Source organism: Williamsia limnetica (assembly GCF_003217475.1).
GTDB classification, from domain to species: domain Bacteria; phylum Actinomycetota; class Actinomycetes; order Mycobacteriales; family Mycobacteriaceae; genus Williamsia; species Williamsia limnetica.
On sequence record NZ_QJSP01000008.1, the window covers coordinates 194,407 to 206,501 of the forward strand.

Annotated in this window: 10 protein-coding genes; 5 read left to right on the plus strand and 5 right to left on the minus strand. The window is 65.6% G+C overall.

Annotated elements, in window-relative coordinates:
* Positions 1-16: 16 nt before the first annotated feature.
* Positions 17-1,405, minus strand: a complete 1,389-nt coding sequence (locus tag DFR67_RS15035) for a hypothetical protein (protein WP_110470304.1) — start codon at positions 1,403-1,405, stop codon at positions 17-19.
* A 127-nt stretch (positions 1,406-1,532) separates the two neighbouring features.
* Between DFR67_RS15035 and DFR67_RS15040 the strand changes: the two genes are divergently transcribed.
* Positions 1,533-2,387, plus strand: coding sequence for an endonuclease domain-containing protein (locus DFR67_RS15040; protein WP_342766736.1), 855 nt, complete (start codon positions 1,533-1,535; stop codon positions 2,385-2,387).
* A 35-nt stretch (positions 2,388-2,422) separates the two neighbouring features.
* Here the strand turns inward: DFR67_RS15040 and DFR67_RS15045 are convergent, their stop codons facing one another.
* From DFR67_RS15045 to DFR67_RS15055, 3 genes are read right to left on the minus strand one after another with little or no spacing between them, the layout of a single operon-like run.
* Positions 2,423-3,367, minus strand: a complete 945-nt coding sequence (locus DFR67_RS15045; RefSeq protein WP_110470305.1) for a serine/threonine dehydratase — start codon at positions 3,365-3,367, stop codon at positions 2,423-2,425.
* 8 nt (positions 3,368-3,375) lie between these two features.
* On the minus strand, positions 3,376-4,401 hold the full coding sequence (locus DFR67_RS15050) for an aspartate-semialdehyde dehydrogenase (protein WP_110470306.1): 1,026 nt from the start codon (positions 4,399-4,401) through the stop codon (positions 3,376-3,378).
* Positions 4,402-4,403: 2 nt separating this feature from the next.
* The gene (locus tag DFR67_RS15055) at positions 4,404-5,669 is read right to left on the minus strand and encodes an aspartate kinase (RefSeq protein ID WP_110470307.1); all 1,266 of its coding nucleotides are present in this window, start codon (positions 5,667-5,669) and stop codon (positions 4,404-4,406) included.
* 158 nt (positions 5,670-5,827) lie between these two features.
* Here DFR67_RS15055 and DFR67_RS15060 point away from each other — a divergent pair, with 158 nt between their 5' ends.
* A complete protein-coding gene (locus DFR67_RS15060; protein ID WP_110470308.1) occupies positions 5,828-7,105 on the plus strand; it encodes a hypothetical protein in 1,278 nt (425 codons plus the stop codon).
* 11 nt (positions 7,106-7,116) lie between these two features.
* Here the strand turns inward: DFR67_RS15060 and DFR67_RS15065 are convergent, their stop codons facing one another.
* Positions 7,117-7,815, minus strand: a complete 699-nt coding sequence (locus tag DFR67_RS15065; protein WP_110470309.1) for a TetR/AcrR family transcriptional regulator — start codon at positions 7,813-7,815, stop codon at positions 7,117-7,119.
* A gap of 145 nt (positions 7,816-7,960) precedes the next feature.
* Here DFR67_RS15065 and DFR67_RS15070 point away from each other — a divergent pair, with 145 nt between their 5' ends.
* The 3 genes from DFR67_RS15070 to leuA all read left to right on the plus strand — a co-directional run bounded on the left by DFR67_RS15070 (position 7,961) and on the right by leuA (position 12,093).
* Positions 7,961-9,472: an MFS transporter gene (locus tag DFR67_RS15070; RefSeq protein WP_110470423.1), complete on the plus strand. Its 1,512-nt coding sequence runs from the start codon at positions 7,961-7,963 to the stop codon at positions 9,470-9,472.
* Positions 9,473-9,509: 37 nt separating this feature from the next.
* Entirely contained in the window at positions 9,510-10,112 is a 603-nt protein-coding gene (locus tag DFR67_RS15075) for a nitroreductase family protein (RefSeq protein ID WP_425451284.1), read from the plus strand.
* A gap of 124 nt (positions 10,113-10,236) precedes the next feature.
* A complete protein-coding gene (leuA, locus tag DFR67_RS15080) occupies positions 10,237-12,093 on the plus strand; it encodes a 2-isopropylmalate synthase (RefSeq protein WP_110470310.1) in 1,857 nt (618 codons plus the stop codon).
* Positions 12,094-12,095: the final 2 nt, after the last annotated feature.

Here is a 12,095-nt window from a genome sequence, read left to right on the forward strand (position 1 = left end):
CTGCGGCACGGATGCCTTACGGCGATATCTTCAGCATCCGCCCGACGGTGGCTTGCCAGAGGGCTCCGCCGGGCCCGATGGTGCCGGTGAGCTGCAGCGGCTCGTCCAACGGCGCATTTCCGACCTGGTGGAACGCCTTGCGTTCACCGGTCTCGAAGTCGATGGCGGTGAAATAGACCGGACCGAGCTGCTGGATGCCCCCGCCTGGCGGCAACGGTCCGTAGGCCAATGCGTAGATCAGTCCGTCGGCGCGCGAGAGCTTGGGCAGTGTCGCCACCCGATCTGCGCTCTCCCACACCCGCTTGCAACCGGTCTCCGACACGTCGATCCGCGTCATCCCGCCGGTGAACGCCGCCGCCGGTGGATCACTCGGACCGGACGTCGCGAACGGTGGATACCCGAATCCGTACGTGCTCGGGATGACTATCGAGTTGCCCCACGCCATCGGGGAGTTCTCGGTGCCCTGCCCAGATGTTTCGAACGCGGGGGTCGAGCAGACCGTCGAGCCGTCGTCGCTGCGGTAGACGATGAGATTCGGTCGATCGGCGTTGTCCACGATGGCGACCCAGTCGTCTCCATGGGGACCGAAATAGGTCGGGGTGGTCCCTGAGCCAGGGGCCAACTGCCCCGGACGCCGCGCATCTCCGGCATCGTAGGCTGCGCGCCAGACCGTGGTCGGAGTACCTGAGTCATCGGCCTGCATCTCGTACAGGGCCCGGCTCGTCAGTATCGACGCACCGCCCGGCCGCATACTCAGTCCGTTGGTGAGCTTCTCACCGATGGGCAACCGGGTCGCTCCGATGTGGCCACCGGAGTCGACGGTGCCGATCACGCCGTTCGTCGTCGCGAACCAGATGCGGCCTTGATGGTCCGGTGCGAGTCCTGTGATCGCGTCGCCGGCCGGGATGTGGTCACGGACGTCGATGCGCTGGTCGACGAAGAGCTGCCTGCGGCCGTCGGGGTTCGTACGGTGCGCAACCTTCAAGATCGCGCCCGACCCGTCCGCCACCACCACGCGGTCGCGGTTGTCGAGGTAGCCGTAGACCCCGCCGAGCAATCCGCCTTTGGTCAGCTGGAGTGAGGCGATCGGCTGGGCCGTGGCCGGGTCGAAGAGCTGAACGGTGGGAACAGCGACATTGAGCGGGTCGGCGCCGACGTAGCCGGTGCACAGGGCAACAGGCAGCGAGTCACTGCCGATGAAGGTCGCTGCGCACGCGCCGCCGGGCAGCGACGATGCGGTGAGCTTTCCACCCGCGCCGGGTCCGGGGTGCGGCGTCGAGTCCGTCGACGCCAGATCACCGTGGATGAGGGAGGTCCCGGGCGGGCCGACATCAGGGTCCACCGGTGCGGCCGAAGCCGGACTCGCAAGCGATACCGTCACCAGCACCGCAGTCAGTGCCACCATCCCCCCGACCCATGTCACCCAGACATAAAAGCACGGAGCGCCCTGAAAATCGGCAGATAGCGGGTCTCCGAGGGCTATTTACCCTCGGCGGTTGTCTATTTGACAGTTTCCAGGGTCAGTGGGGCCGATGCCCGATGTGATCCGTCTGATCAGCATGGATTCGGGCGTCTATTCGACCAAGGAACTACATCGAGGCGGGCTGACCACCTGGCAGATCCGGCGCGAAGTCGACATCGGTTCATTGGTCGCTCTGCGGCACGGCTGGTACGCCACGCCGACGGCCGATCCCGACGTTGTTTCCGCCGTCCGGGCAGGAGGGGTCCTCGGTTGCGTCGCAGCCTTACGAAAACACGGCCTCTGGGTGCCGCCCGGATACCGACGGGTACACATCCGACCCACCCGCCACGGCGAGCTGACCACCCGCCAGGCCTGTCGGACGTTCGGCCCCACGCCTCGAGCGCTCGCCGCAGTCGATCCGGTGCCGATCGCATTGCTGTCCGCCGCCAGATGCATGACCGCCGAGCACTGGATCGCGACGTGCGACTCAGTGCTGAACACGGCTGGATTGTCGGTCGCGCAATTGGCTTGTGAGATGGGCAGACCGCCCAAGCACATCCTCGCCCTGATGGAACGATGCGATCGTAGGTCCCAGTCCGGCACTGAGTCGATAACGCGAACCCGATTGCGAGCGAACGGCTTCAAGGTCGTGGTCCAACCCCAGATCGCCGGCGTGGGGCACGTGGACCTGCGAGTCGGTCGCCTCCTTCTCGAATGCGACAGTGTCACCCACCACACCAGCCTCGAGAACTACCACAACGACCGGCGGCGAGACCGCCGCGCTCTGGTCGACGGATGGCTGACCATGCGCATCACCTACGACGACGTCCTGTACGGCTGGACGGGTGTGCTGGCCGACATCCGAGCCATCACCCGGACAGATCGCCATCGCACGACACCTTCTGCCCTGAAAACTGTTGAATAGCCGGGCATGGAGGGCTATTTACCCTCGGCGGTTGTCTATTTGACAGTTTCCAGGGCCGTATTGGCACCACACAGAATCACACAGGGCAGCCGGCCGGGTTTGGTCGTCACCGCGCCCGACAGGATCGGCGCCAGAGCCGCCGCCGTCCCGTGCTCGACCAGGATGCGGAACTCGTCCCACAGCAGATTTCGCGCAGCGATCAGCTCGTCGTCGGTGACAGTGAGGCTGCCAACTGGGAAGGCGGAGATCGTATCCCAGCAGATCTGACCCAACTGCGTGGCGCCGAGCGAGTCAGCGGCGACACTGTCGAGGTCCACGGGCACAGGTCTGCCGGCGGCCAGGGCCTGATGCAAGGTGGACGCGCCGACGGGCTCCACTCCACAAATCGTGTGCTCTGGCGCCAGTGCCGCGGTCAATCCGCCGACCAGTCCTCCGCCCCCGACTGCGACAAGAACCTCGAGCGGCACGCCGAGTTGCTCTCGCAGCTCGAGGCCGATCGTCCCGGCGCCGGCAACGATGTCAGGTAGGTCGTAGGCGTGAAGCTGCAGTGCCCCGGTCTGTTCCGCAATCGCCGCGGCCGCTTCGGCGCTGAGCGCGTACCGGTCACCGATCTGGTGGACATCGGCGCCGAGCGCGTTCAGGCGCGCGACCTTCACCGCCGGAGCAGTGGTCGGCACCACGACGGTGCATCGCAGATCGAGCATCCGGCACGCCGTCGCGGCACCGATGGCGGCGTTACCGCCAGAGGCGATGACAACACCGGAGCCGGTGAGCCTGCCCTCTTCCTGGGCATGCAGGATCGCGTTCAGACTGCCGCGGATCTTGAACGATCCACCGAGCTGGAGATATTCGAGCTTGAAAGCGACCGTGACGGGTCCGGACGGCGTCGGAACCTGCGTTTCGAACACCGGCGTGGGCCGGATCAGCGAACTGATCCGCCCACGCGCGGCGACGATCTCGTCGAGCGAGGTGGCAGCCAAGTCGTCGGCTAGACCAGCAGCTCGGCGATCTGGATGGTGTTGAGCGCGGCACCTTTTCGGAGGTTGTCTCCGGAGACGAACAGCGCCAGACCCCGTCCTTCGGGGGCACCCGGATCCTGCCGGATGCGCCCGACCAGAGAGTTGTCCTTGCCTGCCGCCTCGAGCGGGGTGGGGACCTCGGTCACGGTGACACCCGGGGCGTCGCCCAGGATCTTCGTGGCTTCCTCGACCGACAGCGGACGCTCGAACTCGGCGTTGATGGAGAGTGAGTGTCCGGTGAACACGGGCACCCGCACGCAGGTTCCGCTCACCAGGAGCTCGGGCAGACCGAGGATCTTGCGCGACTCGTTGCGCAGTTTCTGGTCCTCATCGGTTTCGCCCGAGCCGTCGTCGACGATGGCACCGGCGAGCGGGAGCACGTTGAAGGCAATGGGCGCAACGTATTTCACGGGCTCGGGCAATGTGACGGCCGAACCGTCGTGCACGAGCTTCTCGGCGTCGTCGATGCCGGCGCGCAGTTGCGTCACCAACTCCTCGACACCGGCAAGCCCACTTCCGGAGACCGCCTGATACGACGAGATGATCAGGCGCTTCAGACCGGCAGCATCGTGCAACGGCTTGAGGACCGGCATCGCGGCCATCGTGGTGCAGTTCGGATTGGCGATGATGCCTTTCGTGGGGCTCTTCGCCTCCTCACCGTTGACCTCCGACACCACCAGCGGCACATCGGGATCTTTGCGCCACGCCGACGAGTTGTCGATCACCGTGACACCGGCCGCCGCGAAGCGCGGGGCCTGCTCGCGGGACATCGTGGCTCCTGCGGAGAACAGCGCGATGTCGAGGCCGGTGGGATCCGCGGTCGAGGCATCCTCCACCACTATCTCTCCACCACGCCACGGCAACTTCTTGCCCGCCGATCGCGACGACGCGAAAAACCGGATCTCGTCGGCGGGAAAGTTCCGCTCTTCCAACAGTTGTCGCATGACAGCGCCGACCTGACCGGTCGCGCCGACAACACCTACTTTGACACCCATCTCTATCGTCCCGTTCCGCCGTAGACAGTGGCTTCTTCATCGCTACCGAGTTCGAACGCCTCGTGCAGCGCACGCACGGCGTCGTCCAGTTCGGTGTCGCGGCACAGCACCGAGATCCGGATCTCGGAGGTGGAGATCAGTTCGATGTTGACCCCTGCATCCGAGAGCGCCTCACAGAACGTTGCGGTGACGCCTGGGTGCGACTTCATCCCGGCTCCCACCAGCGAGACCTTGCCGATGTGGTCGTCGTAGAGGATGGAACTGAATCCGAGCTCCTCTTTGATCGAGGTCAACTTCTCGACCGCCAGCGGGCCGACCTCTTTCGGGCAGGTGAAAGTGATGTCGGTCTTCCCGGTCTCCACCTTGGAGACGTTCTGCAGCACCATGTCGATGTTGATCTCGGCGTCGGCGACGGCGCGGAACACCCGGCCTGCGAAGCCGGGCTTGTCGTCGAGACCGACAACCGTGACCTTGGCTTCGCTGCGGTCGTGGGCAACTCCGGTGAGAATGGCTTCTTCCACGGGAATGTCCTCCATCGATCCGGACACCATGGTGCCCGGCTTGTTTGAGTACGACGAGCGCACATGTACAGGGACGTTGTAGCGACGGGCGTATTCGACGCAGCGGAGCATCAACACCTTGGCGCCGCATGCGGCCATCTCGAGCATCTCTTCGAACGACACCGTCGCCAGGTGCTTGGCGTTCGGCACGATGCGCGGATCGGCGGTGTAGATGCCGTCGACGTCGGTGTAGATCTCGCAGACGTCCGCGTTGAGCGCTGCGGCCAGTGCAACCGCGGTGGTGTCGGAGCCACCGCGACCCAGGGTGGTGACGTCTTTGGTGTCCTGTGAGACGCCCTGGAACCCGGCGACCAGCACGATCTTGCCCTCGTCGAGGGCCGACCGCACGCGCCCGGGCGTGACGTCGATGATCTTCGCCTTGCCATGGCTGCTTGTGGTGATCACGCCCGCCTGCGACCCGGTGAAGGACTGAGCCTGCGCCCCGAGGGAACTGATGGCCATCGCGACCAGCGCGTTCGAGATGCGCTCACCCGAGGTGAGGAGCATGTCCATCTCGCGTGGCGGAGGCGAAGGGCACACCTGCTCTGCCAGATCGAGGAGTTCATCGGTGGTGTCGCCCATCGCAGAGACGACAACGACCACGTCGTTGCCCGCCTTACGCGTCGCGACAATGCGCTCGGCCACCCTGCGGATGCGTTCGGCGTCGCCTACTGACGAGCCACCGTACTTCTGCACGACCAGAGCCACGCAGTTTCCCTTCTCTCGCTTGTGTCGAGCTTCTTTTAAAATCGACGGGCGGGCAACGGTCCGTACCGTCGTCCGCCCCGTGCAAGGATAGCGACCTGCATTTTTTCGCGCACCGAGGCGTCCGCGGTCCTGTCCGACGTGGCACTAGGATCGCTCACGTGCTGCGCCGAGCGACGATCGACACCATCAGCGATCGGCTGTATCAACGGCGCGACTGGATCGAACCGATCGCGGTGTTCCTCGTCATCCGATTGATCGGCATGCTCGCTCTCGAGCGGTTCACCCAGCTGCGTGGCGGCAGCCTCGGATCCGCCCTCTCCGCCTGGGACGGCAAATGGATGCTGGCCATTGCCGAGCACGGTTACGGCGGGGTGCCGCTGACGCAGACCGACGCCCAGGGCATGCGAGACTCCGACACCCCTTATGCCTTCTTCCCGGGCTATCCGCTGCTTGCAGGTGCCGTGGACAAGATCCCCGGTTTCAGCCCGTTCGGGGCGGCGCTGACGGTCAACGTGGTTCTCGGTTCGCTCGCGGCGGTGGGTGTGGCGCGTATCGGTGCACTGTGTTGTACACAGATGCAGAACCGCGCCACGCGTCCGCGATGGGTGCCCGCCCGGATCAGCGGATGGTTCGCGGAGGATCCGGGTGAGTCGGGCACGAGAGAATCACCGTCGTCATCGGCCGCGGTGCTCGCCGACCCGCGGCGGGCCGGCCTGTTGCTCGCGGTGCTGTTCGCCGCGGCGCCGATGGGCATCGTGCTGTCGATGGCGTACACCGAAGCCCTCTTCTGCGCGCTGGCGGCATGGGCCTTGGTCGGGGTGCTCGAGCAGCGTTGGCTCCTGGCCGGGGTATGCGCGATGTTGTCCGGTCTGTCCCGCCCTACCGCGGGTGTCCTGATCGCCGTCGTGATGGTCGCAGCGCTGCTGCATCGTCGCGACGGATGGCGGGCGTGGACCGCGATCGTCCTCAGCCCGCTCGGTTATCTGGGGTACCTCGCGGTCGTCTGGCACCAGACCGGAGAGCCCCTGGGGTGGTTCCGGATCCAGACCGAGGGGTGGAACACCGGGGTCGACTACGGGAAAGCCGCCTGGGATTTCATCAACTACGCACTGGTCAACTCGTCGGAGATCGCGCCCGTTGCGACGGCGTGGATCATCGTGCTCACCGTCGGCTTGGCGCTGTTCAGCTTCGTCGAAAGGGTGCCGTGGCCGGTTTCTGTCTACGGCGCACTGGTGGTGGTGTCGATCGTGGCGTCAAGCGGTCTGATGATGAGCCGGCCGCGTCTGCTGCTGCCTGCCTTCGTGCTGCTCATCCCGATCGCCATCGGGTTGGCCAAGCGCACGCTGTCGACGCAGGTGATCGCGTCACTCGTCGTGATCACCTTCAGCTCCTGGTTCGGCGCCCACATGCTGACGGTCTATCCGCACGCCATGTAGCCCCCCGGGGATCAGCGCAGGCGGTCGGCCCTCGCCTCGAAACCGTCGCAGAGTGCCTCGACGCCCTGGTTCAGCAGATAGCGCGGATCGTGCAGCTGCGGATTGCCCGTGCCGACGAGTTCGGCGAGATGAGGCGGCGGGGCTTCCTCCGGATTGCCCGCCAGCAGGTGCATCAACCCGCTCTGGCCTTCTTCTTCGTCGTCGGCGCGGTCGAGCAGGAGTCGTTCGGCGACGGTACTGAGCACTGTTCCGGCGATGTGGTTCCACAGCGTCAGCGCCATCTCGGTCGCTTCGGCCGTGGTGATCTTCAACTCCAAGAACGCTTCGACGAGCCAGTCGAGACAGTTGAGGCTCTGCGGGCCCATGCTGGTGCGCGGGGAGGCAAATGCGAGCAACACCCAGGGATGGCGCTGGTACAGCCCCCAGTCGACCTCGGCAGCTATCAAAGCCCTCTGCCGCCAGTTGGCGTCACCGGCCGGCGGGTACGGAAAACGCACACCGATCTCGTTCGACATGGCCCTGAGCAGGGCATCCTTGTCGGACACGTGCCGATACAGCGACATCGTCCCCACCCCGAGGCGGTCGGCGATCTTGCGCATCGTGACCGCACCGAACCCGTCGGCATCAGCCAATTCGATCGCGGCAGCGACCACGGCGGCGCGCGTGAGTCTGGGATTCTCCGCACCTGAGTCAGCGTCAACGGCGCTCATGTGACCCTCCTTTGCTCGTCCATTGTGCTGCCGGCCGCCGCAATGAGCGGAATAAACCTTTTGCGTACAACGTACTCATATGCGAACGTTGAACAGTGCGTACGTTGTACCCACGACTGAGAACCAGGAGATCGAAGTGAGCATCATGGACCGCCCGACCAACCCGCGAGCCGAGGCGACGATCAATCGCCCGGACCGACGGGTCTGGATGGGACTGGCCGTCCTCACCCTCCCCGTCTTCCTGGTCTCCATGGACTTCTCGGTCCTGTATCTGGCCATCCCGACGCTGAGCGCCGAATTGTTGCCGTCCGCGACGCAGCAATTGTGGATCGTCGACATATACGGGTTCCTGATCGCCGGCCTGCTGATCACCATGGGCAACCTCGGCGACCGATTCGGTCGACGCAAGCTGCTGCTCGTCGGTGCCACCCTCTTCGGCATCGCATCGGCGGTGGCCGCATTCGCACCCGACGCCACCTCTCTCATCGCTGCCCGCGCGATCATGGGCATCGGCGGCGCGACCCTGCTGCCGTCGAGTTTGTCGCTCATCAGCAACATGTTCACCGAGCCCGTCGCCCGCGCCAAAGCCATCGGCGTGTGGACCGCCGCCTTCGCGGGCGGTTCGGCTCTGGGACCGGTGATCGGCGGCGTCCTGCTGCACCACTTCTGGTGGGGCTCGGTGTTCTTGATCAACGTCCCGGTGTTGCTCATCCTTCTCGTGTTCGCGCCCCGACTGGTCCCCGAGTACCGCTCCGGCACCTCCGACCCGTTCGACATCCTCGGCATCATCCTGTCGCTGGTCGGCATCCTGCCGCTGGTGTACGCGATCAAACACGGTGCAGCCGAGGGCCTCGACACCACCACGGCAGTGTTCGCGGCGATCGGTGTGGTCGGTATGTGGCTGTTCATCCGGCATGAGCGCCGGACCGCGCATCCGCTTCTCGAGTTGAAGCTCTTCAAGAACGCGGGCTTCTCCGTCGCCATCGGCAGCGCTCTGACCGGCATGATGACGCTGGCCTCGCTGAGCTATCTCGCAGGCATCTACCTGCAGTCGGTGCTGGGCCGCGACGTGCTGACCGCTGCGGTGCTGGGCATCCCCATGGCCATCGCAGTCGCGATCTTCTCGATGAGCGCCTCGCGCATCGCCCGATTCGTCTCGGTGCGGTGGGCCTTCGTCCTGGCGATCCTGGCCGCCGCCGCGGGTAACGCGGGCATGCTCGGACTCGGCGTCTCCGACGGTGTGCTGGTCTACCTGATCAGCTCCACGGTCGCAGGCATCGGTTACGGCGTTATCTTTTCGCTCGTCTCCGACGTCGCGGTCTCCTCCGTTCCGGTGGAGCGCAGTGGCGCGGCGGCAGGAATCTCCGAGACCAGCTTCGAGTTGGGAACCGCTTTCGGGCTGGCGGTGCTCGGCTCGGTGGCGACGATGGTGTTCCGGCAGAACGGCGCCGACGCCGGTGTCAGCGACACGCTGTCCGAGACACTGACCCACGCGGAGTCCCTGGACCCGAGCGCTCAGAGCGCGATGGCGGAGGCGGCACGTACCGCATTCGTCGACGGCCTACACGTCACGTCTGCAGTCAGCGTGGCACTCTTGGTGGCGGTCGCGTTCACGGTCGCAGTGGTTTTGCGCCGTAAGTCTCCGGCCACCGTCTAGGAGCCGGATCGGCTCTCTCACAAGGAGTTGCCCTGCCATGACCCTGCACCCGTTGCTCGCCGGCCGGTGGAGTGCCCGCGGCTACGACCCCGCCGCCGAAATCGCGCCTGAACAACTCGAGGCGATTCTCGAGGCAGGCCGTTGGGCCCCCACCGGCGGCGGCGTACAACCGGTGCGTTACCTCGTCGGCCTCCGCGGCGACGCGACCTTCACGGGGATCGTTGACGGCCTCAAACGAGGCAACCAGTCCTGGACGCCGGCGGCCGCGGCTCTGGTCGTCCTGTGCACGACGGACCAACCGGACGAACCGAAGATGCACGACTACGGCGCGGTCGACGTCGGTCTGGCCGCCGGCCAGATGATCATCCAGGCCCAGGCCGAGGGCTGGAACGCCCACCCGATCGGCGGGTTCCGCACCGAGTTGCTGACCGAGCGTTTCAACATTCCCGCAGGCACGCGCCCTTTACTGACGCTGGCGATCGGGCGGATCGCCGACGCGCTGACCGTCGACCCCGACATCGCCGAGCGCGATCGTCGGCCTCGGACCCGCCTGCCACTCGCGGAGGTGACCTACGCCGACACCTGGGGCACACCGCTTGGTTCAGGGGGCACCTTTGGACTTCCAGAGGTTGCGGAGTAGAGTCCAAAAAATGCAGCGCGTGCTCCTTCTCCTCTGCCGCGGCGGGGTCTGATCCAGACCGGCTTCCCGTCGCGGGTTTTGTGACGCGCCGGTCTTTTCCCCCACAACCGGAGAGTTTGACCCCATGCCTGCCGCAGATGCCTTCACCTCGAGTGCCAGCCGAATCAATGAACCGGCCGGACCCATTCCCGACGGCCAGCCGTCCTGGAACCCCCAACGCAATTCAGCGATGCCGTCGCATCGATACCGTCCGTTCGCCGTCGAGGTCGAGAACGTGGCCGTACCGGACCGCACCTGGCCCGACAAGACCATCGATCGCGCACCGATGTGGTGCGCCGTCGACCTCCGTGACGGCAACCAGGCCCTGATCGACCCGATGAGCCCGGCCCGCAAGCGCCGGATGTTCGACCTGCTGGTCCGGATGGGCTACAAGGAGATCGAGGTCGGCTTCCCGTCGGCGAGCCAAACGGACTACGACTTCGTCCGCGAGATCATCGAAGACGGTGCGATCCCGTCGGACGTCACGATCCAGGTGCTGACCCAGTGCCGCGACGAACTCATCGAGCGCACCTTCGAGTCGTGCCGCGGTGCGGCGAATGTGATTGTGCACTTCTACAATTCGACCTCGGTGCTGCAACGGCGCGTGGTGTTCCGCGCCGACAAGGCCGCCATCAAGAAGATCGCGACCGACGCTGCACACAAGATGCGGACCGAAGAGGTCAAGTACCCGGACACCAATTGGCGCTACGAGTACTCGCCCGAGTCGTACACCGGGACCGAACTCAGTTTCGCCAAAGAGGTGTGCGACGCGGTCAGCGAGATCATCGAGCCGACACCGCAGCGCCCGATCATCCTGAACCTGCCCGCCACGGTCGAGATGGCGACGCCGAACGTCTACGCCGATTCGATCGAGTGGATGCACCGCAACCTGGCGCGTCGGGATTCGGTCATCCTGAGTCTGCATCCCCACAATGACCGCGGAACGGCCGTCGCCGCAGCCGAGTTGGGTTATCAAGCAGGCGCCGATCGCATCGAGGGTTGTCTGTTCGGCAACGGCGAACGCACCGGCAACGTCTGTCTGGTGACCCTGGGGATGAACCTCTTCAGCCGCGGCGTCGATCCGCAGATCACGTTCTCCGACATCGACGAGATCCGCCGGACGGTCGAATACTGCAACCAACTCGGCGTCCACGAGCGTCATCCCTACGGCGGCGACCTGGTCTACACCGCGTTCTCCGGTAGCCACCAGGATGCGATCAACAAGGGCCTCGATCAGATGAAGGTCGACGCGGACAACGCCGACTCCGATATAGACGACATCCTCTGGCAGGTTCCCTACCTGCCGATCGACCCCAAGGACGTCGGCCGCAATTACGAGGCCGTGATCCGGGTCAACAGCCAGTCCGGCAAGGGTGGCGTCGCGTACATCATGAAGGCCGATCATGGCCTGGCCCTCCCCCGCCGCCTGCAGATCGAGTTCAGCCGCGAGATCCAGAAGATCACCGACGGCGAAGGCGGCGAGGTGTCCGCGAAGGAGATGTGGGACGTCTTCGCCGACGAATACCTGCACCCGTTGATCCCGCTCGAGCGGATGAAGCAAAAGGTCGACGCCGCGGAAGAAGACGGCGGCGAAGACCGCATCACCGCAACCGTCAAGGTCAACGGTGTCGAGAAAGAGATCTACGGGTCGGGCAACGGACCGTTGGCCGCGTTCGTCGACGCGCTCGCCACCGTCGGATACGACGTGCAGGTGCTCGACTACGCCGAGCACGCACTCACCTCCGGCGGCGACGCGAACGCTGCCGCGTACGTCGAGGTCCAGGTGGGCGGCGAGACCGTGTGGGGTTGCGGTATCGCACCCTCCATCACGACGGCCTCTCTGCGCGCTGTCGTCTCGGCCGTGAACCGTGCCACGAAGGTCGCCAGTGGCGGCGTCGTCCCCGATTCCGGCGAGCAGGCCCCCCGCACCTGGGCTCCCTGATC

What these genes read in the sequence shown, in the direction of transcription:
- DFR67_RS15070 (WP_110470423.1), top strand. Translation starts at nt 7,961, where the DNA reads ATGGACCGCCCGACCAACCCGCGAGCCGAGGCGACGATCAATCGCCCG.
- DFR67_RS15040 (WP_342766736.1), top strand. Translation starts at nt 1,533, where the DNA reads ATGCCCGATGTGATCCGTCTGATCAGCATGGATTCGGGCGTCTATTCG.
- DFR67_RS15075 (WP_425451284.1), top strand. Translation starts at nt 9,510, where the DNA reads ATGACCCTGCACCCGTTGCTCGCCGGCCGGTGGAGTGCCCGCGGCTAC.
- DFR67_RS15035 (WP_110470304.1), bottom strand. Translation starts at nt 1,405, where the DNA reads ATGGTGGCACTGACTGCGGTGCTGGTGACGGTATCGCTTGCGAGTCCG.
- DFR67_RS15050 (WP_110470306.1), bottom strand. Translation starts at nt 4,401, where the DNA reads ATGGGTGTCAAAGTAGGTGTTGTCGGCGCGACCGGTCAGGTCGGCGCT.
- leuA (WP_110470310.1), top strand. Translation starts at nt 10,237, where the DNA reads ATGCCTGCCGCAGATGCCTTCACCTCGAGTGCCAGCCGAATCAATGAA.
- DFR67_RS15065 (WP_110470309.1), bottom strand. Translation starts at nt 7,815, where the DNA reads ATGAGCGCCGTTGACGCTGACTCAGGTGCGGAGAATCCCAGACTCACG.